Annotated in this window: 17 protein-coding genes; 6 read left to right on the top strand and 11 right to left on the bottom strand. The window is 72.6% G+C overall.

The annotated features are described in order from the left end of the window. Nucleotides 1–131 precede the first annotated feature (131 nt). Together ACFY2L_RS32575 and gabT are read right to left on the bottom strand one after the other, a co-directional pair. Complete coding sequence (locus ACFY2L_RS32575) at nucleotides 132–1,820, bottom strand: glycosyltransferase family 2 protein (protein WP_390824144.1); 1,689 nt, start codon at nucleotides 1,818–1,820, stop codon at nucleotides 132–134. A 590-nt stretch (nucleotides 1,821–2,410) separates the two neighbouring features. Continuing rightward, nucleotides 2,411–3,745: a 4-aminobutyrate--2-oxoglutarate transaminase gene (gene gabT, locus ACFY2L_RS32570; protein WP_390661244.1), complete on the bottom strand. Its 1,335-nt coding sequence runs from the start codon at nucleotides 3,743–3,745 to the stop codon at nucleotides 2,411–2,413. A 253-nt stretch (nucleotides 3,746–3,998) separates the two neighbouring features. On the opposite strand from gabT, the gene ACFY2L_RS32565 reads away from it, so the two are divergent. Continuing rightward, nucleotides 3,999–6,356 carry an ATP/GTP-binding protein gene (locus tag ACFY2L_RS32565; protein WP_390824142.1) on the top strand — a complete coding sequence of 786 codons (2,358 nt, stop codon included), beginning with the start codon at nucleotides 3,999–4,001 and terminating at the stop codon, nucleotides 6,354–6,356. A 95-nt stretch (nucleotides 6,357–6,451) separates the two neighbouring features. Continuing rightward, a complete protein-coding gene (locus ACFY2L_RS32560; RefSeq protein WP_390824141.1) occupies nucleotides 6,452–8,065 on the top strand; it encodes a PucR family transcriptional regulator in 1,614 nt (537 codons plus the stop codon). A gap of 119 nt (nucleotides 8,066–8,184) precedes the next feature. Here the strand turns inward: ACFY2L_RS32560 and ACFY2L_RS32555 are convergent, their stop codons facing one another. The 7 genes from ACFY2L_RS32555 to ACFY2L_RS32525 form a co-directional block, all read right to left on the bottom strand. After that, a complete protein-coding gene (locus tag ACFY2L_RS32555; RefSeq protein ID WP_390661247.1) occupies nucleotides 8,185–8,637 on the bottom strand; it encodes a hypothetical protein in 453 nt (150 codons plus the stop codon). Nucleotides 8,638–8,744: 107 nt separating this feature from the next. Next, on the bottom strand, nucleotides 8,745–10,181 hold the full coding sequence (locus tag ACFY2L_RS32550; RefSeq protein ID WP_390661248.1) for an NAD(P)/FAD-dependent oxidoreductase: 1,437 nt from the start codon (nucleotides 10,179–10,181) through the stop codon (nucleotides 8,745–8,747). Between the two features lie 33 nt (nucleotides 10,182–10,214). Continuing rightward, a complete protein-coding gene (locus ACFY2L_RS32545; RefSeq protein WP_390661249.1) occupies nucleotides 10,215–11,015 on the bottom strand; it encodes an ABC transporter permease in 801 nt (266 codons plus the stop codon). Continuing rightward, nucleotides 11,016–11,945 carry an ABC transporter permease gene (locus ACFY2L_RS32540; protein WP_390661250.1) on the bottom strand — a complete coding sequence of 310 codons (930 nt, stop codon included), beginning with the start codon at nucleotides 11,943–11,945 and terminating at the stop codon, nucleotides 11,016–11,018. Then, entirely contained in the window at nucleotides 11,945–13,105 is a 1,161-nt protein-coding gene (locus ACFY2L_RS32535; protein ID WP_390661251.1) for an ABC transporter ATP-binding protein, read from the bottom strand. Before ACFY2L_RS32535 ends, ACFY2L_RS32540 begins: the two co-directional genes overlap by 1 nt. Beyond that, nucleotides 13,102–14,349, bottom strand: a complete 1,248-nt coding sequence (locus ACFY2L_RS32530) for a PotD/PotF family extracellular solute-binding protein (protein ID WP_390661252.1) — start codon at nucleotides 14,347–14,349, stop codon at nucleotides 13,102–13,104. Before ACFY2L_RS32530 ends, ACFY2L_RS32535 begins: the two co-directional genes overlap by 4 nt. A 55-nt stretch (nucleotides 14,350–14,404) precedes the next feature. Beyond that, nucleotides 14,405–15,949, bottom strand: coding sequence for a gamma-aminobutyraldehyde dehydrogenase (locus ACFY2L_RS32525; RefSeq protein ID WP_390661253.1), 1,545 nt, complete (start codon nucleotides 15,947–15,949; stop codon nucleotides 14,405–14,407). A 211-nt stretch (nucleotides 15,950–16,160) separates the two neighbouring features. Between ACFY2L_RS32525 and ACFY2L_RS32520 the strand changes: the two genes are divergently transcribed. After that, nucleotides 16,161–16,718: an NADAR family protein gene (locus tag ACFY2L_RS32520; protein WP_390661254.1), complete on the top strand. Its 558-nt coding sequence runs from the start codon at nucleotides 16,161–16,163 to the stop codon at nucleotides 16,716–16,718. 40 nt (nucleotides 16,719–16,758) lie between these two features. On the opposite strand, the gene ACFY2L_RS32515 is transcribed toward ACFY2L_RS32520, so the two are convergent. Then, on the bottom strand, nucleotides 16,759–17,802 hold the full coding sequence (locus tag ACFY2L_RS32515; protein ID WP_390824140.1) for a hypothetical protein: 1,044 nt from the start codon (nucleotides 17,800–17,802) through the stop codon (nucleotides 16,759–16,761). 124 nt (nucleotides 17,803–17,926) lie between these two features. Between ACFY2L_RS32515 and ACFY2L_RS32510 the strand changes: the two genes are divergently transcribed. Together ACFY2L_RS32510 and ACFY2L_RS32505 are read left to right on the top strand one after the other, a co-directional pair. Continuing rightward, nucleotides 17,927–19,162 (top strand): adenosine deaminase, encoded by a 1,236-nt coding sequence (locus ACFY2L_RS32510; RefSeq protein ID WP_390824182.1) that lies wholly within the window; start codon nucleotides 17,927–17,929, stop codon nucleotides 19,160–19,162. A 23-nt stretch (nucleotides 19,163–19,185) separates the two neighbouring features. After that, the gene (locus tag ACFY2L_RS32505; RefSeq protein WP_390824139.1) at nucleotides 19,186–19,872 is read left to right on the top strand and encodes a glycerophosphodiester phosphodiesterase; all 687 of its coding nucleotides are present in this window, start codon (nucleotides 19,186–19,188) and stop codon (nucleotides 19,870–19,872) included. Nucleotides 19,873–19,881: 9 nt separating this feature from the next. Here the strand turns inward: ACFY2L_RS32505 and ACFY2L_RS32500 are convergent, their stop codons facing one another. Then, on the bottom strand, nucleotides 19,882–21,582 hold the full coding sequence (locus ACFY2L_RS32500) for an RNA polymerase sigma factor (RefSeq protein ID WP_390824138.1): 1,701 nt from the start codon (nucleotides 21,580–21,582) through the stop codon (nucleotides 19,882–19,884). Nucleotides 21,583–21,925: 343 nt separating this feature from the next. On the opposite strand from ACFY2L_RS32500, the gene ACFY2L_RS32495 reads away from it, so the two are divergent. After that, on the top strand, nucleotides 21,926–22,798 hold the full coding sequence (locus tag ACFY2L_RS32495; protein WP_390661258.1) for a hypothetical protein: 873 nt from the start codon (nucleotides 21,926–21,928) through the stop codon (nucleotides 22,796–22,798). Nucleotides 22,799–22,825 lie beyond the last annotated feature (27 nt).

The raw sequence follows: 22,825 nt of genomic DNA, 5'->3' as shown, positions 1-22,825 counted from the left end.
GTGTCGGGACCACCAGAACCCGCAGCGCCACACCCACGCGCACGACTCACCCCCTGACGGCCGGCCAGAACGTACGACCGCACAAGCGGCGCGACCGGTGGCACCCACCCGACGCAGCCGCACGCCTGCGGTCAGGGGTGGTTGGTTCTGGTCGGGGTGGAGCGGTGGCGGAGGCGGGCCATGGTTCTCAGGTGGTGTGCGCCGATCCTCCGGCCGAGGCCGCCGAGCTTTCTGCGCACGCGCCGCTTGAGCCCCTTCCGCCCGCGCTTCGCCTTCGCGGCGGTGATGTCCAGGCTGAGGTTGCCGTACGCCGTGTAGTACGGCTTGACCGCCAGGCCGGCGCTGGTGCCGCCGGCGGCCGGGGCGAGGTCGTCGGCCTTGCGGGCGCCGTATCTGCGCCGGGTGCTCAGGCCCTGGGTGCGGACGTCGAGGTAGACGTCCCACACGCCCTTGGTCAGCGGGCCGCCGTCGAGGGCCCGGGTGATGTCGATGTCGACGGTGAAGCCCGCGGTGCCGTGGGCGGCGTCGAGGGCGGGCGCGGGGGCGGGGCGGGTGGGGAGGCGGACCTCCCGGCCGTCGCCGCGGGCCCGCAGGACCAGCTCGGTGGCCGGCTCACGGGTGGGCACCTTCTCGATGAAGCCGTGGCCGCGCAGCCGGAGGACACCGCGACGTCCCTTGCGCTGCCACTCCACGGCGTCCAGCCGGTCGTCCTGGCGCAGGTCGTCGGTGACGTCGTAGCAGGAGTCGGGGACACCGGTCCGCTCGTCGCGGAAGTGGGGATGGGCCGCGTAGGCGCGGCCGGCGTCCACGACGATGTCGTGCGGGGGCCGCTGCCCGGCCCGCTCCTCCTTCAGGAACTCGACGACCTCGACCAGCTCGCGGCGCATGCCGTGCCGCGCGAAGTGGGCGAAGAGGCGGTGCGGGACGGTCATCCGGGCGTCGAGTTCCGGGGTGTAGAACGCGTCGACGTGTTCCTTGACGATCGCCATGGCCTTGAGCTGCTCGCTCTCCTCCAGCAGCGGGAACCGCCAGGAGAAGGAGTCCAGCAGTCCGCCCCGGAAGGTGCGCAGCAGCGCGGCGTCGCGCACCGGGCCGGGTTCGCTGTACGCGCTGATCGCGGCCATGATCCGCCGGGCGGTCTCGAAGCGTTTCGCCAGGTCGCTGTAGCTGCTGGTGATGTTGCCGTTGTCGTCGCGCCTGACCTTGTAGTAGCAGTCCTCGTCGGCGACCACCGAGACCACGGAGGCCTGCAGATACGCCTTGGTGACGAAGAGGCGGTCCTCGCCGATGCGGATGTCCTCGTCGAAGCGCAGCCCCCGCTCCTGGAGGAACGAGCGCCGGAACAGCTTGTGCGGGGTCAGGGCGTACCAGACGCGGGAGGTGGCCAGGTCGACGACCTCCTCGCTGGCCTCGAACATGGAGCGGGGCACGTCGCAGTCCACGCCCACGTACTTGCCCAGCACCACGTCGGAGCCGTTGCGCTCGGCCATCTCCGTCATCCGGCGCATGGCGTGCGGGCCCAGGTAGTCGTCGGCGTCCAGGAAGAAGACGTAGCGCCCCCTGGCCAGGCCGGTCGCGACGTTGCGCGGACCGCTCGGCCCGCCGGAGTTCGGCTGGTGCACGACGCGCACGAGATCCGGATGCTCGGCGGCGAAACGATCCAGCTCCTCGCCGGTGCCGTCGGTCGATCCGTCGTCGACGGCCACGCACTCCAGTGTGTAGGGGCCCGGCTGCTGCTCGATCACCGACTGCAGACAGCGGGTCAGATACGGCATGGCGTTGTACGCCCCGATGACGACCGTGATGGTTGGTTCCGACACCAATTCCCCCCCGGGAACCGTTCATGACAAGTAAGCCCCAGTTTTACCCTTCGTTTACCGGTGTCGCAAAGTCCTCAACTGTTGTGGAGGCGTTAACAGTTGATTTCCCGCCACCGGGCGCCCCGGGCTCAGGAGAAGAGACCCCGGACAGGGGTCCGGGGTTGTACGCCGTGGTCCGTGCCGGCGGAGGAAGTGCGGCGGGGAAGGCGAAGGAGGTCGGCCACCCCGGAACAGGGGGGGAGGTTCCGGGGCGGCCGTCCGGATCGGAACGCCGGCCGCCCCGGGGGGTTTGGGGCGGGCGACCGTCCGATCGGTGAGGAGATCCGAAGCCGGAGGCTCCGGTTGTGTGCGCGAGGGCACGACCAGGTCGAAGCTGGGGAGGCCCCGGCCTGGGGGTTCGCCCACAGTCCCCTGTGGGCGGGTGTATCTCTCATCTGGGTAGAACGTACGGCAGCGGCACCCGGTGCGACAGGCGGATCCCCGTCCCGCCATCCACCCCGCACACCTTCTTCACACGGTCTGCCGTCCATGGGAATCAGCTGTGCGGGGCCCCGGCTCAGATGCGCGCCGCGAGGCCTCCGGGAGGTCCGTCAGATGCGCGCGAAGGCCTGTTCGATGATGTCGAGGCCCTCGTTCAGCAGGCCCTCGCCGATGACCAGCGGGGGCAGGAAGCGCAGCACGTTGCCGTAGGTGCCACAGGTCAGGACCAGCAGGCCCTCCTGGTGGCAGGCCTTGGCGAGCGCGGCCGTGGCCTCCGGGTTGGGCTCCTTGGTCGTACGGTCCTTGACCAGCTCGATGGCGATCATCGCGCCGCGGCCCCGGACGTCACCGATGACCTCGAACTTCTCGGCCATGGCGGTGAGGCGGGCCTTCATGATCGCCTCGATGTTCTTCGCCCTGGCGTTGAGGTCGAGCTCCTTCATCGTCTCGATGGCGCCGAGCGCGCCCGCGCAGGCGACCGGGTTGCCGCCGTAGGTGCCGCCCAGGCCGCCCGCGTGCGCGGCGTCCATGATCTCGGCGCGGCCGGTGACGGCGGCGAGCGGCAGACCGCCCGCGATGCCCTTGGCGGTGGTGATCAGGTCCGGGACGATGCCCTCGTCCTCGCAGGCGAACCACTGGCCGGTGCGGCAGAAGCCGGACTGGATCTCGTCGGCGACGAAGACGATGCCGTTGTCCTGGGCGAACTTGCTGATCGCCGGCAGGAAGCCCTTGGCCGGCTCGATGAAGCCGCCCTCGCCGAGCACCGGCTCGATGATGATCGCGGCCACGTTGTCCGGGCCGACCTGCTTGGTGATCTGGTCGATGGCCTGCGCGGCGGCCTCGGGGCCGGCGTTCTCCGGGCCGGTCGGCCAGCGGTAGCCGTAGGCGACCGGGACGCGGTAGACCTCGGGCGCGAACGGGCCGAAGCCGTGCTTGTACGGCATGTTCTTCGAGGTGAGCGCCATCGTCAGGTTCGTCCGGCCGTGGTAGCCGTGGTCGAAGACGACGACCGCCTGGCGCTTGGTGTAGGCACGGGCGATCTTGACCGCGTTCTCCACGGCCTCGGCGCCGGAGTTGAACAGCGCGGACTTCTTGGCGTGGTCACCCGGGGTGAGCTCGGCGAGGGCCTCGGCGACCTCCACATAGCCCTCGTACGGGGTGACCATGAAACAGGTGTGGGTGAAGTCGGCGAGCTGGGCGGAGGCCCGGCGTACGACGGCCTCGGCGGAGGCGCCGACGCTCGTCACGGCGATGCCGGAGCCGAAGTCGATCAGACGGTTGCCGTCGACGTCCTCGATGATGCCGCCGCCCGCGCGCGCGGTGAACACCGGCAGCACGGAGCCCACACCCTGCGCGACCGCGGCGAGGCGGCGGGCCTGCAGCTCCTGCGACTTCGGGCCGGGGATGGCGGTGACGATCCGGCGCTCCTGCGGAAGGGCGGTCATGAGGGGCTCCTGGAGGTTCTGGTGTCCTGGCGTTCTGGGGACGCTTTCCTTCTTTTCTCGCAGGCTAGGACGGGTGACGGGGGGTGGGCATGCTCCATGTGGGCGGTGTCGGCGACGCCGGTTGTCCGCCGTGGACAGTGACACCCGGGCGGCGATCGTCGCAGCCCGGCCGTGTAAGCGGTGAACTCCCCTTGCGGGGGCGTTAGATTGACCGCTGACGGTGCACGGAGCGGCTGGTCAGGGGGCAAGGGCGATGGACAGCGACGGGACGCGGGACGCGCGGGGTACGCATGCGAATCCTGTGCCGCGCCCTGCGGGGCCTCCGCAGATGCCGCCCCGGCCCGCCCACGCGCCCGGCCGGCCGGCCGGGGAGCCCTCCTCCGCCGTCGCCGCGTGGCTGAACGAGGAACGGCCCGCCGCGAAGCCCGGCGTCTGGCGCTTCGGGTACCGGCTGCCGAAGGCCGCCCGGCCGGCGGAGCGGCTCGCGCCGGTCACGGTGATCGGCATGCTGGTGCCGCTGGTGGTGGCCCTGGTGCTGTGGTCGCTGTGGCGGCGCGGCAGCCTGCCGTACCAGTTCACGCTGCTGCGGCTGTTCACCCCGGACGACTGGTGGTGGGGCGGCACGATCGCCTCCGCGAAGACCATGGAGGGCGCCGAGGCCCGGGTGGTCTACGACGGCGTGTTCTTCGCGGTCCTCGTCTGTGCCATGGGCCGGCTGGGCAGCTGGCCGGAGGCCATGCGGCACTTCGTGGGCCGCCGTCCGCAGCCCGCCCGCGCCCTGCTCGCCCTGCTGTGCGCGCTGGCCGCCCTGAGCTTCGTGTTCCCCGGCGCCTTCGGCGTCGGCTGGGACGCCCTGCCCGTCGTCGACCCGCTCTTCTCGCTGGTCGTCCTGATCTCCGGCAGCTACGAGCTGTTCGCCTCCGTCCTGTTCACGGACACGCTGTACGCGGTCGTCACCCTGCTGGTGGTGTGGCCCTTCGCCAGGCTCGGCGGCTGGTGGCCGTACCTGAGGGAGCGGCTCGCCTCACGCGACCGCCCGCAGGCCACCGCGGCCGCGGTGGAGCTGCCCCGCGCCCAGTGGCCCGAGCTGCGGGACGCCGGGCAGTACGAGGCGGCCGAGCTGCTGACCGGCGAGGTGGCCGCGGGGCGGATGAACGACGTGGACTGCGCACGGGTGCGGCGGGCCTGGACGGCGGGCCTGCCCGACTTCCGGGAGACCGTGCTGCGGCAGGGCGGGGCCGCCTGGACCCACCCCTCCGGCGCCCGCGACCTGCCCCGGCGCACCGCACGCCACGACCTGCTCGCCGGTCAGGTGCGCATCGGCCGCTGGGTGGCCGCCGAACGCACCCCGGTCACCTATCACGACGCCGGCGCCGCGCTCGGCCCGGACGTGCTGGGCACCTCGCTGCTGGTGGTCGGCCCGTCCGGCTCGGGCAAGACCCGCACGCTGGTCGAACCGCTGACGGAGGCGCTGGCCCTCCAGGCCCTGACCGGCGGCTGCGCGGTCGTCGCGGTGTCCTCGCCCGGCGGCGGCCCGCTCGGCGCCGACTCCTCCTACGACGTGATCGTCCGGATCGGCGACCCGTCCTCGGTGCACGACCTGGACCTGTACGCCGAGTCCGACGACCCCGACGAGGCGGCCGGGATCCTCGCCGAGGCGCTGGCCGGCGACCTGGAGGCGGTGAGCGGCCAGGGCGCGGCGACCGCGCTCGCCCAGCTGCTCGGCCCCTTCCGGGCCGCGCACGGCCGCTTCCCGGGGCCGGCCGAGCTGCGCGAGCTGTTGGAGGGCGAGCCGGGCGCGCTGGCCGCACTGCGGGAGGCGGTCGCCGGGGACGAGGTGATGCGCCGTGAGCTGGAGGCGCGGATCCGGCAGACGGGCGCCCCGGGCGACCCGGGCCGCGCCCTCGCCGACCGGCTGGCGCTGCTGAACCGTCCGGTGTTCGCCGGGTTCTTCGGCGGGGGCGGCGACACGCACCGGGCGTTCTCCCTCCGTGCCGTCGCCCACCATCCGCTGCGGGTCCGCGTCGACCTGCCCGAGCGGGGCCACGAGGAGGCCGGGCGGCTGATCACCCGGCTCGTGCTCGCCCAGTTCCACGCCGTCGTACGCGAGGGCCGGCGCGCGCACTTCGCCTGCCTGGTCCTGGACGACGCGACCGGCACGGTCACCGCCGACTCGGTCCGCCGGATCCAGCGGCTGCGCGCGCAGAACGCGGGCGTGGTGCTCTCCCTGCGCACCGTCGGCGACGTGCCGGAGGCGCTGCACGGGCCGCTGTACGGGGCGGTGGGCTGCCGGATGGCGTTCTCCGGGATCACCACCTGGGACGGCAGCCGGTTCGCGCAGACCTGGGGCACCGAGTGGGTGGAGACCACGGAGGTCGCCAAGCACACCGTCTTCGCCGACCAGCCGATGACCCGCGCGATCCACGCGCTGCGCAAGCTGGTGACCGGCAAGGCGGTGACCACGGACGCGGTGACCGTGCGCCAGGTCGAGCGGGAGCGGTGGTCGGCGTCCCGGCTGGCGCACGAGGTGCCGCCGGGTCACGCGGTGCTGTCCCTGACGAGCGTCCAGGGCGAGCACACACCGCCGCTGCTGGTGGACCTGCGGGGCTGAAAGGGGCGTACGAGGACCCCTCCAGTGAGGCAGAATCGGCAGAGGCCCTTCCTACGCGGCGGCCAAAGGATCACACTCCCCTGACTGAGGGCCCCATGCCTCCCACGCTCGCCTCGCTCGTCCACCACTCCGCGCTCAAGCTGACCGTGCGGGCCGGTGAGGACCGCCTGGACGTGCCGGTGCGCTGGGCGCATGTCAGCGAGCTCGCGGATCCGGTGCCGTACATGGAGGGCGGGGAGCTGCTGCTGATCACCGCGCTGAAGCTGGACGCGGAGGACCCGCAGGCCATGCGGCGCTATGTGAAGCGCCTGGTGGGGGCCGGGGTGGTCGGGCTCGGCTTCGCCGTCGGCGTCAACTACGACGAGGTGCCGAAGGCGCTCGTCGACGCGGCCGAGCAGGAGGGCCTCCCCCTCCTGGAGGTGCCCCGGCGGACGCCGTTCCTCGCGATCAGCAAGGCCGTGTCGGCGGCGATCGCGGCCGATCAGTACCGGGCGGTGACGGCCGGGTTCGCGGCCCAGCGGGAGCTGACGAAGCAGGCGCTGACCGACGGCCCGGAAGGGCTGCTGGCCGCGCTCGCCTCGCAGGTCGACGGCTGGGCGGCGCTCTACGACGCGTCGGGCGCCGTCGTCGCGGCCGCCCCGGAGTGGGCGGGCCGGAGGGCGGCGCGGCTCACGCCGGACGTGGAGCGGCTGCGGGAGCGCCCGGCGCCGGCGTCGGCGGTGGTGGGCGGGGCGGGGCCGGCCGAGAGCGGGGAGACGGCCGGGAACGCCGACCGGATCGAGCTGCACACCCTGGGCACCGGGCGCCGCCCGCGGGCCGCGCTCGCCGTGGGCACCGCGTCCGCCCTGGGCACGGCCGAGCGGTACGCCGTCCACTCCGCGATCGCCCTGCTCACCCTCACCACGGAGCGTTCCCGCTCCCTGCACGCGGCGGAGCAGCGCATCGGCACGGCCGTCCTGCGCATGCTCCTGGCGGGCGAGCCGGACCACGCCCGCGCCGTCGCCGGCGACCTGTACGGCAAGCTGCTGGACGCCCCGTTCCGGGTGCTCGTGGCCGAGCCGCCGTCCACCGCCGAGCAGGACGCCGACCCCCTGGGCGCCCTCACCGAAGTGGTCGAGTCCGCCGCCGCCCGTTCCGGCGAGGCCGTCCTCGTGGTGCCCGAGGGCGGCCGGCTGGTGGTCCTGGCGGCGGACGGCGGCGCGGCCGTCGCCGCGGTCGCCCGGTACACGGCGGCGCTGGAGGGGGCTCGCTCCGGCGGCGAGGCGCGCGAGAGCGAGGAACCGGTCGTCGGCCTGTCCGCCCCGGCCGGTCCGATAGCGGCGGCGGCCGCGTACCGGCAGGCCGAGCAGGCGCTGTCGGTGGCGCGGCGCAGGGGCAGGGTCCTCGTCGAGCACGAACAGCTCGCGGCGGGCTCGGTGCTGCCGCTGCTCGCGGACGACGCGGTGAAGGCGTTCGCGGACGGTCTGCTGCGGGCGCTGTACGAGCACGACGCGACCGGCCGCGGCGACCTCGTCGCCTCGCTGCGCGCCTGGCTCTCCCGCCACGGCCAGTGGGACGCGGCCGCAGCCGACCTGGGCGTCCACCGCCACACCCTGCGCTACCGGATGCGCCGCGTGGAGGAGATCCTCGGCCGCTCGCTCGACGACCCGGACGTGCGGATGGAACTGTGGCTGGCGCTGAAGGCGACCTCGGCGGACAGCGCCTCGTAAGGGGCGGGGCGCAGCGTCCCGCAGCGGACGGCCCCCGCCTTCCCCGCGGCCCCCTGCCTCCTGCGTTCTGCCCCCTGCCTCCTGCCTCCTGCCTCCTGCCTCCTGCCTCCGCGGGGCGGTCAGCCGTCCTCTCCCGTTGCCAGCTCCGCCGCCGCCTCGTGCATCGCCAGTTCGAGCAGGACCGGGTCGGTCAGGGTGCCGGAACCGTCCGGCGGGACCAGCCAGCGGATGGTGCCGGTGGAGCGGTTCGGGTACGGCACGACGATCCAGGTGCCCGCCCCTGCCGTGCGGATGCCGGTGCCGAGCCAGCGGGCGGCCGTGCCCGGCGGCACGAAGAAGCCCGTGCGGTGGTCACCGAAGTCGACCAGCACGGGCCCGGGCCGGTCGAGGATGCGGGTGAGCACGTCGAGCGTGGGGTAGCCGAGCTCGCCCGGCAGGATCAGTACGTCCCAGGCCCTGCCCGCCGGCAGCAGCGCGACCCCCTGGGGGTTGCGCTCCCACTCCCAGCGGCAGGCCTCGGGATCCGGTGCGACGGATGCCAGCCAGGCGGCCGCCGTCTTCGCCCCAGCCATGAGAGGACCTCCCTTTCTCCCGTGGACGCGATCGCGTCACGAGGGAGGAGAGGGAGGTCCCCGGCGGGCATTACGCGGGTTTTTGTCACCCGATGGAGTGAACCGGGTCAGCTGTCGAAGCCCAGCCCCAGCCGGTCCATCGCCTTCAGCCACAGATTGCGCCGGCCGCCGTGCGCGTCCGCCCGCGCCAGCGACCACTTGGTGAGCGCGATCCCGGTCCACGCGAACGGCTCGGGCGGGAAGGGCAGCGGCTTCTTGCGCACCATCTCCAGCGAGGTGCGCTCGGTCCGCTCCCCCGCCAGCAGGTCCAGCATCACCTCGGCGCCGAAGCGGGTGGCCCCGACGCCCAGGCCCGTGTACCCGGCCGCGTAGGCGACCCGGCCCTGGTGGGCCGTGCCGAAGAACGCCGAGAAGCGGGAGCAGGTGTCGATCGCCCCGCCCCAGGCGTGCGTGAAGCGGACGCCCTCCAGCTGCGGGAAGCAGGTGAAGAAGTGTTCGGCGAGCTTGGCGTACGTCTCCGGCCGGTCGTCGTACTCGGCGCGGACGCGTCCGCCGTAGGGGTAGATCGCGTCGTAGCCGCCCCACAGGATCCGGTTGTCGGCGGACAGCCGGAAGTAGTGGAACTGGTTGGCGCTGTCCCCGAGGCCCTGCCGGTTCTTCCAGCCGACGGCGCCGAGCTGTTCCGCGGTGAGCGGCTCGGTCATCAGCGCGTAGTCGTAGACCGGGACGGTGTACGCCCGCACCCGCCTGATCAGGTTGGGGAAGATGTTCGTGCCGAGGGCGATCTGCCGGGCCCGGACCCGCCCGTACGGCGTGCGGACGGCCGTTCCCGCCCCGTAGGAGGTGAGGTCGAGCGCGGGGGTGTGCTCGTAGACGCGGACGCCCAGCCGCAGGCACGCCCGTTTCAGGCCCCAGGCGAGTTTGGCGGGGTGCAGCATGGCCACGCCCCGCCGGTCGTACAGGCCCGCCTCGAAGGTGGGCGAGGCGACCTGTTCGCGGACCGCGTCGGCGTCGAGGAACTCGATGCCCTCGGCGAGGCCCTTGCGCTCCAGTTCCTCGTACCAGTCGCGCAGTTCCCACGCCTGGTACGTCTCGGTGGCGACGTCGATCTCGCCGGTGCGCTCGAAGTCGCAGTCGATGCCGTGCCGGGCGATCGCCGCCTCGATCTCGTCGAGGTTGCGCGCGCCCAGCTCCTGCAGCTTGTGGATCTCGTCGGGCCAGCGGGCCAGCCCGTTGGGCAGCCCGTGGGTGAGGGAGGCCGCGCAGAATCCTCCGTTGCGGCCCGAGGCGGCCCAGCCCACCTCGCGCCCCTCCAGCAGCACCACGTCCCGCAGCGGGTCGCGCTCCTTCGCGACGAGGGCGGTCCACAGGCCGCTGTAGCCGCCGCCCACAACCAGCAGGTCGCAGGTCTCGGCGCCGGTGAGGGCGGGCTCGGGACGGGGCTTGCCGGGGTCTTCCAGCCAGTAGGGGACCGGCTGGGCTTCGGAGAGTGCCTTGGTCCAGCGGGTGTCTTGTGTGCCACGGCTCATGGCGCTCGGGGCCATGATTCCAACTCCCTACGAGGGTTCCGAAAGGCTTCAGGCCTTTTGTTTCCGGCGGCGGCTGCCGATGACCATCGAGCTCAGGACGAGCAGTACGGCGACGAGGAACATCGTCGTGCCGATGACATTGATCTGGACGGGCGTCCCGCGCTGTGCCGATCCCCAGACGAACATGGGGAAGGTGACGGTGGAGCCCGCGTTGAAATTGGTGATGATGAAATCGTCGAAGGAGAGCGCGAAGGCGAGCAGCGCGCCCGCGGCGATTCCGGGGGCCGCGATGGGCAGGGTGACGCGCAGGAACGTCTGCGCCGGTCCGGCGTAGAGGTCCTGGGCGGCCTGTTCCAGCCGCGGGTCCATCGACATGACGCGCGCCTTGACGGCCGTCACGACGAAGCTGAGGCAGAACATGATGTGCGCGATGAGGATCGTCCAGAACCCGAGTCGGGCACCCAGGTTGAGGAACAGGGTGAGCAGCGAGGCGGCCATGACGACCTCGGGCATCGCCATCGGCAGGAAGATCAGCGAGTTGACGGCGCCGCGCGCGCGGAAGCGGTAGCGGACCAGCGCGAAGGCGATCATCGTGCCGAGCACGGTCGCGCCGATCGTCGCCCAGACCGCGATCTGGAGGCTGAGCGACAGCGAGCCGCACATGCCGGCGACGCCGCAGGGGTCCTTCCAGGCGTCCGTGGAGAACTGCTGCCACTGGTAGTTGAAGCGCCCCTTCGGTTTGTTGAAGGAGAACACCGTGACGACGAGGTTGGGCAGCAGGAGATAGCCGAGTGTCAGCAGTCCCGCGATGACGACGAGATTGCGCCTGAGCCAGTTGACGAAGGGCATTTAGACCAGATCCTCCGTCCCGGACCTGCGGATGTAGAAGGTGACCATGAAAAGGATCGCCGCCATCAGGATGAACGACAGCGCCGCGGCCGTCGGATAGTCCAGTACGCGCAGGAACTGCGTCTGGATCACGTTTCCGATCATGCGGGTGTCGGTGGAGCCGAGGAGTTCCGCGTTGACGTAGTCGCCGGCCGCCGGGATGAAGGTGAGCAGCGTGCCGGAGACGACGCCCGGCATCGACAGCGGGAAGGTGACCTTGCGGAAGGTGGTGATCGGCTTGGCGTACAGATCGCCCGCCGCCTCGTGCAGCCGCCCGTCGATGCGTTCCAGCGAGGTGTAGAGCGGCAGGATCATGAACGGCAGGAAGTTGTACGTCAGACCGCACACGACCGCGAGCGGTGTGGCGAGGACGCGGTCGCCCGCGGTCCAGCCGAGCCAGCTGGTGACGTCCAGGACGTGCAGCGTGTTCAGGGCGCCGACGACCGGGCCGCCGTCGGCGAGGATCGTCTTCCAGGCGAGGGTGCGGATCAGGAAGCTGGTGAAGAAGGGCGCGATCACCAGGATCATGATCAGGTTCCGCCAGCGTCCGGCGCGGAAGGCGATCAGGTACGCCAGCGGATAGCCGAGCACCAGGCAGAGGACCGTGGCGGCGGCCGCGTACAGAACCGAGCGCAGGAACTGCGGCCAGTACGCGCTCAGCGCGTCCCAGTAGGTCGCGAAGTGCCAGGTGACCTTGTAGCCCGCCTCCAGGGAGCCCGTCTGCACGGACGTGGAGGCCTGGTAGATCATCGGCAGCGCGAAGAACACGATCAGCCAGAGCAGGCCGGGCAGCAGCAGCCAGTACGGCGTCCAGCGGCCGCGTCTGCGGGGCGGCTTCTTCTCCGGGGCCGTCGGGGAGAGAGGCGGGGGCGCCTCGGTGAGCGTCGCCATCAGACCGCCGCCTCTTCCTCGGTGCCGGCGTCGATGTCCTGGGCGGCGTCCAGGCCGAAGGTGTGGGCGGGGCTCCAGTGCAGGACGACGTCGGCGCCGGGGACCAGCCGGGCGTCGCGGTCGATGTTCTGGGCGTAGACCTCGAACTCGGGGCAGACCTGGCTGTCGATGACGTACTGGGTGGAGACGCCGATGAAGGAGGAGTTGGCGATCTTCCCGGAGATGCGGTTGCGGCCCTCGGGGATCTCGCCCGCGTCGTCGGCGTGGGTGAGGGAGATCTTCTCCGGGCGGACGCCCACCAGCACCTTGCCGCCGGCCGTGGCCGGCGCGGAGCAGCGGGTCCCGGGCAGGACGAGCTTGCCGCCGCCCGCCCTGAGGACGATGTCGTCGCCGTTCTTCGTGTCGACCTCGGCCTCGATGAGGTTGGAGGTGCCGAGGAAGTTCGCGACGAAGGTGGTCTGCGGGTTCTCGTACAGGTCGGTGGGCGAGCCGAGCTGCTCGACGCGGCCCGCGTTCATCACCGCGACCGTGTCGGCCATGGTCATGGCCTCCTCCTGGTCGTGCGTGACGTGCACGAAGGTGATGCCGACCTCCGTCTGGATCCGCTTGAGCTCCAGCTGCATCTGGCGGCGCAGCTTGAGGTCGAGGGCGCCGAGCGGTTCGTCGAGGAGGAGCACCTGGGGGTGGTTGATCAGGGCGCGGGCCACGGCGACCCGCTGCTGCTGGCCGCCGGAGAGCTGGTGCGGTTTCTTGCGGGCCTGCTCGCCGAGCTGGACGAGCTCCAGCATGTCCTCGACCTGCTTCTTCACGCTCTTGATGCCGCGCCGGCGCAGACCGAAGGCGACGTTCTCGAAGATGTCGAGGTGCGGGAAGAGGGCGTAGGACTGGAAGACGGTGTTGACCGGGCGTTTGTACGGCGGGAGGGCCGTGACGTCCTGGTCGCCGAGGTGGACGGTGCCGGAGGAGGGTTCCTCCAGGCCGGCGATCATGCGCAGGGTGGTGGTCTTGCCGCAGCCGGAGGCGCCGAGCAGGGCGAAGAACGAGCCCTGCGGGACGGTCAGGTCCAGCGGATGGACGGCGGTGAAGGAGCCGTAGGTCTTGCTGATGCCGGTCAGGCGGACGTCGCCGCTGCCGCTGTCTGTGGTCTTCATCGTCGTCACGCCCCAGTGAGCTTCGCGAACTTCGCCTCGTAGGCCGTCTCTTCCTTCGAGCTCAGGGAGCGGAAGGCGTGGGACTTCGCCTGCATGGCCTTGTCGGGGATGATCAGCGGATTGGCCGCCGCGTCCTTGTCGATCTTCGCGAGCTCGCCCTGCACGCCGTCGACGGGACAGACGTAGTTGATGTAGGCGGCGAGCTCGGCGGCCGGCTCGGGCTCGTAGTAGTAGTCCATGAGCCGCTCGGCGTTCGTCTTGTGACGTGCCTTGTTGGGGATCAGCATGTTGTCGCTGGACGTCAGGTAGCCGCTGTCGGGGATGACGAAGTCGACGTCGGGGCTGTCCGCCTTGAGCTGGACGACGTCACCGGCCCAGGCGATGCAGGCCGCGAAGTCGCCGCTGGTGATGTCGGAGGTGTAGTCGTTGCCGGTGAAGCGGCGGATCTGGCCGCTGTCGACGCCCTTCTGGAGGCGGGCGATGGCCGCGTCGAAGTCGTCGTCGGTGAAGTTCCCCGGGTCCTTGCCCATGTCGAGCAGTGTCATGCCGACGCTGTCGCGCATCTCGGTGAGGAAGCCGACGCGGCCCTTCAGCTTGGGGTTGTCGAGCAGGTCGGAGACCGACTTCACCTCGACGCCGTCGAGCGCCTTCTTGTTGTAGGCGATCACCGTGGAGATGCCCTGCCAGGGGTACGAGTACGCCCGGCCCGGGTCCCAGTCGGGGCTGCGGAACTGCTGCGAGAGATTGGCGTAGGCGTGCGGCAGGTTGGACGCGTCCAGTTTCTGGACCCAGCCCAGACGGATCAGACGGGCGGCCAGCCAGTCGGTGAGGACGATCAGGTCGCGGCCGGTGTCCTGGCCCGCGGCGAGCTGCGGCTTGATCTTGCCGAAGAACTCGTTGTTGTCGTTGATGTCCTCGGTGTACTTGACCTTGATGCCGGTCCGCTCGGTGAAGGCGTCGAGCGTGGGGTGGTGCTTGCCGCTGTCGTCGACGTCCATGTACTCGGTCCAGTTGGAGAAGTTGACGGTCTTCTCCTTCGCCGAGTGGTCCTCGGCGGACGTGCCGCCCTGGGTCTTGCCGGCGGCGGGGATCCCGCAGGCGCTCAGCGCCCCGAGGCCGCCCAGGGTGAGCGCGCCGCCGGCGGAGGCGCGCAGCAGCGACCGGCGGGTCATGGCCGCCCTGCCGTTGCGGAAGCTGCGCCGTATGGCGGCCACCTGGGCCGGGCTCAGGCGGTCGGGCTCGTACTGCTCCATGCGCGTGGTGCCCTTTCGGGAGGTTCGGCCGTGGTCGGCGGCCCGGTTCCGGTCGCTAACGGTCCCCGAAGACGGTGCGGTGCCAGGGTTTCCGGGCCACCGCGGTGTTATCGAACATAACGTGCTTGATCTGGGTGTACTCGTCGAACGAATACGCTGACATGTCCTTGCCGAAGCCGGAGGCCTTGTAGCCCCCGTGCGGCATCTCGCTGATGATCGGAATGTGGTCGTTGATCCACACGCATCCCGCCTCGATCTCGCGGGTCGCCCGGTTCGCCCGGAACACGTCCCGGGTCCACGCGGAGGCCGCGAGGCCGTACGGGGTGTCGTTGGCGAGCCGGATGCCCTCGTCGTCGTCGTCGAAGGGCAGGACCACCAGCACCGGACCGAAGATCTCGGACTGGACGGCCTCGCTGTCCTGGGCCGCGTCCGCGATCAGGGTGGGGAGGTAGTACGCCCCGTCCTCGAGGTCGCCCCGGGGCGCCTCGCCGCCGGTCACCACGCGCGCGTGGGCACGCGCCCGGTCGACGAAGCCGGCGACACGGTCGCGCTGCACGTGCGAGACGAGCGGACCGATGTCGGTGCCCGCGGCGAACGGATCCCCGACCCGGACGGTCTCCATGAGGGCGGCCGTCCGCTCGACGAACGCCTCGTACAGGGGCCGCTGCACGTACGCGCGCGTGGCGGCCGTGCAGTCCTGGCCGGTGTTGATCAGCGCGCCCGCGACCGCTCCGTGGGCCGCGGCCTCCAGGTCCGCGTCGTCGAAGACGAGGAAGGGCGCCTTGCCGCCGAGCTCCAGATGGAGGCGCTTGACGGTGGCGGTGGCGACCTCCGCGACGCGCTTGCCGACGGCGGTGGAGCCGGTGAAGGAGGTCATGGCGACGTCGGGGTGCGCCACGAGGTGCTCGCCGGCCTCCCGGCCCGTCCCCGTGACGATGTTGATCACACCGTCGGGGATGCCGGCCTCCGTCGCCGTCTGGGCGAACAGGAGGGAGGTGAGCGGGGTGAGCTCGGCCGGCTTCAGGACGATGGTGTTGCCCGCCGCGATCGCCGGGAGGATCTTCCAGGCGGCCATCTGGAGGGGGTAGTTCCAGGGGGCGATGGAGCCGACGACGCCGATCGGCTCACGGCGGACGTACGAGGTGTGGTCGCCGGAGTACTCACCGGCGGACTGGCCGGCGAGATGGCGTGCGGCACCGGCGAAGAAGGCGATGTTGTCGATGGTCCCGGGGACGTCGAACTCACGGGTCAGCTTCAGCGGCTTGCCGCACTGCAGGGACTCCGCGCGGGCGAACTCCTCCGCCCGGTCGGCGAGGACGGCGGCGAAGCGGTGCAGGGCCTCGGAACGCTCGGCGGGGGTGGCCCCCGACCAGCCCGGGAAGGCCGCGCGGGCGGCGGCGACGGCCGCGTCGACGTCGGCGGCCGAGGCCAGCTCGTAGCGGTACACCTCCTCGCCGGTGGCCGGGTCGACCACGGCGTGGGTGTGTCCCGAGGTGCCGCGGGTGAGACGGCCCGCGACGTACTGAGCGCCGTCCGCGAAGCGTTCCCGCGCGGGGAACCTCTCGGTGGTGTCCGGGGTGGCGGTGCCCGGGTTCTGCATGTCGCTCTCCTCCGCCTTCGCCCCGCGTGGTGCGGGGGCGGGTGGCGTAGCTCCAGCTCGATTTGAGTGCCGATCCTGACAGAGCAATGGCACTCCAACAAGTGATTCCGTTGTTGCCTTTTGGTTACGCGACGGAATCTGTCGACCAGGTGTCGAGTCGGGGCGGAAAAGGCAGGACGCAGTGTCAGTGGTGCCTGCCATGCTGGCGTGCATGGAGAAGATCGATTGCCGGGAGGCCCTGGTCAGGGAGGTCCGGGCGGGGACGAGAATCAAGTATCTGCACTTCTGGGGACACCGGCCCAGGCCGGACGGCCGGGTGGGCCCGAGCTGTCTGAGCCAGTGGTGGCCGTCACCGTTCGCGGTGGACGGGGTCTCCTACGCGACGGCCGAGCACTGGATGATGGCGCGGAAGGCCCGGCTGTTCGGCGACGCGGAGGCGGAGCAGCGGGCGCTGGCCGCCGCTCATCCCTCGCAGGCCAAGAAGGCCGGGCGGCTGGTGCGCGGCTTCGACGAGGCCGTGTGGGAGCGCGAGCGGTTCCGGATCGTCGTCGAGGGCAGCGTCCACAAGTTCGCCGCGCACCCGGAGCTCGCCGCCTTCCTGCTGGGCACGGGCGAGCGCGTCCTGGTCGAGGCCAGCCCCGTGGACCGCGTCTGGGGCATCGGCCTCGCGGCGGACGACGAGGCGGCCGGCGACCCGGAGCGCTGGCGCGGCCCGAACCTGCTGGGCTTCGCGCTGATGGAGGCACGGGGGCGGTTGCGGGGCGAGTGAGCCCGGGGGCCCTGAGGCGGAGCGTGCGGCGGCCGGGGGCCTAGGTAGGAGCCAGGATCACCAGGACGCCCAGGCCCAGTCCGAGGGCGATGCCCGCGCTGCCGCAGATGATGCCGGACAGTGCCTGGCCCGGGTTGGTGGCCTCGCCGCGGTGGGCCTTGCGGCGGCCGATCGCGCCGAAGACGATGCCGAGGATGCCGAGGACGATCGCCAGCGGCCACAGACAGAAGATCACGGCCGAGACGATCCCCAGCACCATCCCGGCCACCCCCATGCCGTTGCTCTCGCCCTGCGGCACACCGGGCCAGTAGGAGCCGCCCGGGGGCGGGGCGGGATAGCCGTAGCCGCCGGGGTAGCCGTAGGGGAGCTGGCCGGGGCCGTCCGGGGAGATCGGCGGCGGGGGCACGGCGCCGCCGGGGGCGACGGGCGGGGCGAACGGGTTGGGCGGCGCCGGGGCGAGCGGCGGCGTGAAGGGGTGGGGCGGCGAGGGGACGGCGCCGGGGGTGAAGGGGTGGGGCGGCGGACCGCCCGACGCCGTGGCGGGGTCCGGCGGCGGGAAGGAGGCGAAGGAGCCGTTCGCCGGCGGGGCGACGGGACTGGCCCAGGGCTGCGGGGCGCCGCCGGCCGGGGCCTGCGGCGGCCCGGCGTCGGCGGGCGGCTGCGGGGTGGCACCGGGCAGGGACGTGACCGTCAGCTGGTCGTGCACGGAGGGCGGCGCCTGATCCCGCGGTGCCGGCGGCGCGATCTCGGCGAGGGTGCGGCCGGGGCCGTCCTGGGTGCCGTCGCCGCCGGCCACGGCCGAGGGGTCCGGTGCGAAATCGCCGCCCGCCGGCGCCTCGGCCGGCGTCGCCCCGGCCGTCGGCGGCTCGTCCGTCGGCGGCTCGTCCGTCGGCGGCTCGTCCGTCGCCGCCCGGGCCGCCGGCGCCTTGTCCCACCGCACCCTGTTCACGGGCGTGTCCCGCGGCCCTTCGTCCGACCGCGCCCCGGGAGCCGCGTCCCGCGGGCCGGCCGCCTCGTCGGCGGCGGGCGCGGGCCACGTTTCACGGCCGGCGTCACCGGCCGGAGTCGGCGCGTCGTCGGACATGCGCGGGTTCCCCTCTGTTCTGTCGAACGTCCCGTCATGCTACGGCCCGTGGGGCCGGGGGTGAGGCGCGAGGGGCCCGGGGCCGCGGGCCCGGCGGGCGCACCCCCCGAGTTCCGGCCAAGGACTGGCCGCCCCTCTCCCCCGGCTCCCCGCCTACGATGATCCTGACTCACCGATCAGCCGATCACCCGCGTCCCGTCCGGCCCGTCCTCACGGCCCGGGACGCCGTCCCGGGGAGGACCCCTTGACCGACCGCCTCGACGCCTCCGCAGCCGCCGCGTCCGGCACCGCCACCGGCCCCACCGCCGCCGCCGGTGACACCGCCGGTGCCCGCGACCTGCACGCGTTCATCGCCGGACTGCCCAAGGCCGAACTGCACGTCCACCACGTCGGCTCCGCCTCCCCCCGCATCGTCGCCGAACTCGCCGCCCGGCACCCCGACTCCAGGGTGCCCACCGACCCCGAGGCCCTGGTCGACTACTTCACCTTCACGGACTTCGCCCACTTCATCGAGGTGTACCTGTCCGTCGTGGACCTCATCCGCACCCCGGAGGACGTCCGGCTGCTGACGTACGAGGTCGCCCGGGACCTGGCCCGGCAGCAGGTGCGGTACGCCGAGCTGACCATCACGCCGTTCTCCTCGACCAGGCGCGGGATCGACGAACTGGCCTTCATGGACGCCATCGAGGACGCCCGGAAGGCGGCCGAGGCGGAGTTCGGGACCGTGCTGCGGTGGTGCTTCGACATCCCGGGCGAGGCCGGGCTCGAGTCCGCCGAGGAGACCGCGCGGCTCGCCACCGACGACCGCATCCGCCCCGAGGGGCTGGTCTCCTTCGGGCTCGGAGGTCCCGAGATCGGCGTACCGCGCCCGCAGTTCAAGCCGTACTTCGACCGGGCGATCGCCGCCGGGCTGCGGTCCGTGCCGCACGCCGGCGAGACGACGGGTCCGGAGACGGTGTGGGACGCGCTGACCCACCTGCGGGCCGAGCGCATCGGGCACGGCACCAGCTCGGCGCAGGACGAGAAGCTGCTCGCGCACCTCGCCGAGCACCGCGTCGCGCTGGAGGTGTGCCCCACCTCCAACATCGCCACGCGCGCGGTCCGCACCCTCGCGGAGCACCCCCTGAAGGACTTCGTGCGGGCCGGTGTCCTGGTCACGATCAACTCCGACGACCCGCCGATGTTCGGCACCGACCTCAACAACGAGTACGCCGTCGCCGCCCGCCTCCTCGGCCTCGACGAGCGCGGCCTCGCCGGCCTCGCCAGGAACGCGGTCGAGGCGTCCTTCCTCGACGAGGCCGGCAAGAACCGGATCAAGGACGAGATCGACACCTTCACGGCCGGGTGGCTCGCTCCCTGAGGACCCCGGACACAATGGGCTGCATGCAGACCCTGACTGCCGTGGCCCATCGCGGCGACCCCTACCGCTTCCGGGAGAACACGCTCGACTCGCTGCGTTCCGCGCTCGCCCTGGGCGCGGACGCCGTCGAGTTCGACGTACGCCTGACCCGGGACGGCGTGCCCGTGCTGCTGCACGACGCGACGCTGAAACGGCTGTGGGAGCTGGACCGGCCGCTGGTGTCGCTGTCGGCCGCCGAGGTGCGGGGGCTGACGGCGGGCGCGGTGCCCACCCTCGCGGAGGCGCTCGCCGCGACGGAGGGCAGCCGGGTGATGCTGGACCTGCCGGGCACCCGGGAGGTCCGCACGGCGCGCCGGATCGTGGACACCGTCCGGGACGCGGGGGCGGCGGACCGCGTGTACTACTGCGCCGACGCCGCCGCCATGCTCGCCGTCCGCGCGGCGGATCCGTCCGCGGAGATCGCGCTGACCTGCACCAGCCTGGCCCCGCCGCGCGCCGGGCTGCTCGCGGCGGTGAAGCCCCGCTGGCTCAACTACCGCTTCACCCTGGTGGACCGGGCCCTGGCCGCCCGCGTCCACCACGACGGCTACCTGCTGTCCGTCTGGACCCCCGACACCCGCCGCTCCATGCGCCGCCTCATCGACCTGGGCGTCGACTCGATCACCACCAACCGCGTCGACGTCCTGACCGCGCTGCGCGAGCGGGGCTGACCGCACGCGCTACACGCGCGAGCGCTGGGCCACGGTCGCCGGGTCGGACGGGGTACCGCGGGTGAGGTACTGCGGTACGGGGGTGTCGTCGCCGCCGGTGTCGCGGACGAGGCCGTAGCGCACGGCCCCCTGGTCCGGACCCTGGGTGAGGTCCTCCTCCGCCTTGTCCCAGGTGGTCGGGAAGACGTTCAGGCCGTAGTCGGCGCCCCGCTCGTTCACCGTGAGGGTGACGCGGCCGTCGACGTAGAAGTACTCGTTCTGCCACATCTGCTGGGTGCCGTCGGGCAGGACGGCGTAGCCGGTGGTGGAGCTGCCCATGCCGGTGGCGGTGGGGTCGGTGCTGCTGACGGGGTCGTCCATGCGGCGGCCGCCGCCCGAGGCCACGTGGAAGACCCTGCCCTTCAGGCCGGTCCAGCTCGGCATGACCAGGGCGCCGGCCCGGTACTGCGGCGAGATCTGCCAGCGCACGAGGACATAGCCCCGGCCGCTGAGCGTGACGCCGTCCCCGCGATGGTTCAGCGTGGCGTGCGCGCCGCCGGTGCTGGTGACGCCGGATCCGGGCCGGTGCGGCAGGGCCGCGGGCGGGGTGTCCGGGTCCGGCGCCCGGTCCACGGCGTCGACGACGCTGCCGTAGCGGGACGTCTTCGCGCTCGCCGACGGGGACGGTGACGGAGAGGGGGAGGAGGACGCCGACGGCGAGCCGGACGGGGACGGGCCGGGTGAGTGCGACGGCCCGGCGGACGTGCTCACCGCCGTCGGGACGGTGGCCGCGCGCGGGGGCGGGTCGTCGGGTGTCCGTACGGCGACGTAGGCGCCGCCCGCCGCGAGGGTCGCGCCCGCCGTCATCACGACGGCGGGCTTGGTCAGCACGCCCAGCACCTTGGCGGTCCAGCCGACGGAGGTCGCGGCCACCGCGGTCTTGCCGCCGAGGCCGAGGGAGAGGGTGAAGCCGACCGGGACCGGCACCAGCGCGATGCCGGCGAGCAGCCGTTCCGCCGGCACGACGGTCTCGCGGGTGTCGCCGCAGTAGCCGCAGCCCCGGATGTGCCGGGCCAGCCGTTTGCGCCAGACGGAGTCGGGACGGCCGTTCCAGCGGGCGGTCAGGTCGCGCAGGCCGGGGCAGGCGCCGTCGAGGGCGCGCACGATGCCCCGGGAGACCTCCAGGCGCTCCTTCACCCGCTGGACGCGCACGGCGGCGTGCTGCCGGCTGATGCCGACGGCCGCGGCCAGTTCGCGCCGGGTGAGTTCGCCCGCCACCTCCAGCCACCACAGGGACAGCAGGTGCCGGTCCTCGTCGTCCAGCCAGCGCACCGCCTCCGCGACCTCACGCCGCTGGCCCTCCAACTGGAGCTTCAGCACGGTGAGTTCGGCGAAGTCGGAGGCGCCGTCACGGGCGGCGCTCTCGTCGAGGTGCCGGTCGGTCCTGCGGCGCGCCCGGTCGCGGACCTGCCGCATGGCGATGGCCACCAGCCAGGAGCGGAAGCTGTCGGGGTCGCGCAGTGAGCCGAGGTTGCCGACGGCGCGCAGCATGGTCTCCTGGACGACGTCGTCGACGTCGGCGTGGCCGTTGAGGGCGCGGCCGACGACGTTGTAGACCAGGGGCAGCCAGCCCGCCACCAGTTCGTCCAGCGCGTGCCGGTCACCGGCCTGCGCGGCGGCGATGGTGGCGCGCCAGTGCCGGCCGGCCTCGGCGTCGGCGTACGTCCTCATGCCCGCACCCTCTCAGCCGGGGCCCCGTTGTCGGCAAGGTCGCAGATCACACCCGAGGGGACGGCCGCAGCGGCCGCGGGATAACACTTTTTCCGGCACCCGTAGGGGGCGACCCCGACAACTCACCGGTCGGGGGCGGAAGTTGCTCCGGGTGCGGTCAGGGGCGGGTGCCCTCCCCGGTGAGGATCCGTCCCCGCGCGCCCCGCCGGAAGATCGTCACGAGCCTTCCGGTCACCGACCCGTCCCAGGAGAGTCCCCGCATCAAGTGGCGCGATACCCCCTAGGGGTATAACCTGTAGGCCGTATACCCCCTAGAGGTATCCAGTGACGACGGGAGCCCGCCATGAAACCCCTCCGGACGATCGGTGCGTTCACCGCCATGCTCGCCGTGGTCTTCGGCGCCGCCTACGGCATCGGGGCGGCCCTCGGGCCGGGCTCCCCACCACCCGCGCCCGCCGCCCACGGGGAGGCGCACTCCGGGACGGCGGAACCGACCGGCCTCACCCCGGCCGGCCTCCAGGTCTCCGAGGGCGGCTACACCCTCGACCTGGCCACCAGGAGCCTGCCCGCCGGACGGACCGGCACCCTGCGCCTCACCGTCCGGGACGCGCACGGCGACCCGGTCACCGCGTACGCGACCGAGCACACCAAGCAGCTTCACCTGATCCTGGCCTCCCGCGACCTCACCACCTACCGCCACCTGCACCCCACCCGGGCCGCCGACGGCACCTGGAGCGCACGGGTCGGCCTCCCGGCCGCCGGCTCCTACCGCGTCTTCGCGGACTTCCGCCCGGCCGGGGCCGAGGAGGGCCTCACCCTGGGCGCCGACCTCACCGTCACCGGCTCCTACACCGCGAAGCAGCCGCCCCCGCCCTCCGCCACGACCACGGTCGACGGCTACACCGTCACGCTCGGCGGGAGCCTCGCGGCCGGCGAGGAGAGCGACCTCGCCTTCACCGTCGAGCGCGGCGGCCGGCCGGTCACGGACCTCCAGCCGTACCTGGGCGCCTACGGCCACCTGGTCGCCCTGCGCTCGGGCGACCTCGCCTACCTGCACGTGCACCCGCACGAGGAGGCGCGGGCCGGCCGTACGTCGGGGCCCGAGGTCTCCTTCGCCGCGACCACGCCCAGCGCCGGCACCTACCGGCTGTTCCTGGACTTCAAGGCGGGCGGCGCGGTGCACACGGCGGCGTTCACCGTGCGCACCGCGCACTAGGGGGTGTTTCGAGAGTCCCGCACAGCA

The organism is Streptomyces sp. NPDC001381 (assembly GCF_042895685.1).
Taxonomy (GTDB): domain Bacteria; phylum Actinomycetota; class Actinomycetes; order Streptomycetales; family Streptomycetaceae; genus Streptomyces.
This window is presented reverse-complemented; position numbering and strand designations above follow the sequence as displayed.

Bases quoted from the DNA above. Each gene is read 5' to 3' on its own strand.
- gabT (WP_390661244.1), bottom strand. From the start codon at position 3,745: ATGACCGCCCTTCCGCAGGAGCGCCGGATCGTCACCGCCATCCCCGGC.
- ACFY2L_RS32565 (WP_390824142.1), top strand. From the start codon at position 3,999: ATGGACAGCGACGGGACGCGGGACGCGCGGGGTACGCATGCGAATCCT.
- ACFY2L_RS32560 (WP_390824141.1), top strand. From the start codon at position 6,452: ATGCCTCCCACGCTCGCCTCGCTCGTCCACCACTCCGCGCTCAAGCTG.
- ACFY2L_RS32555 (WP_390661247.1), bottom strand. From the start codon at position 8,637: ATGGCTGGGGCGAAGACGGCGGCCGCCTGGCTGGCATCCGTCGCACCG.
- ACFY2L_RS32550 (WP_390661248.1), bottom strand. From the start codon at position 10,181: ATGGCCCCGAGCGCCATGAGCCGTGGCACACAAGACACCCGCTGGACC.
- ACFY2L_RS32545 (WP_390661249.1), bottom strand. From the start codon at position 11,015: ATGCCCTTCGTCAACTGGCTCAGGCGCAATCTCGTCGTCATCGCGGGA.
- ACFY2L_RS32540 (WP_390661250.1), bottom strand. From the start codon at position 11,945: ATGGCGACGCTCACCGAGGCGCCCCCGCCTCTCTCCCCGACGGCCCCG.
- ACFY2L_RS32530 (WP_390661252.1), bottom strand. From the start codon at position 14,349: ATGGAGCAGTACGAGCCCGACCGCCTGAGCCCGGCCCAGGTGGCCGCC.
- ACFY2L_RS32525 (WP_390661253.1), bottom strand. From the start codon at position 15,949: ATGCAGAACCCGGGCACCGCCACCCCGGACACCACCGAGAGGTTCCCC.
- ACFY2L_RS32520 (WP_390661254.1), top strand. From the start codon at position 16,161: ATGGAGAAGATCGATTGCCGGGAGGCCCTGGTCAGGGAGGTCCGGGCG.
- ACFY2L_RS32515 (WP_390824140.1), bottom strand. From the start codon at position 17,802: ATGTCCGACGACGCGCCGACTCCGGCCGGTGACGCCGGCCGTGAAACG.
- ACFY2L_RS32505 (WP_390824139.1), top strand. From the start codon at position 19,186: ATGCAGACCCTGACTGCCGTGGCCCATCGCGGCGACCCCTACCGCTTC.
- ACFY2L_RS32500 (WP_390824138.1), bottom strand. From the start codon at position 21,582: ATGAGGACGTACGCCGACGCCGAGGCCGGCCGGCACTGGCGCGCCACC.
- ACFY2L_RS32495 (WP_390661258.1), top strand. From the start codon at position 21,926: ATGAAACCCCTCCGGACGATCGGTGCGTTCACCGCCATGCTCGCCGTG.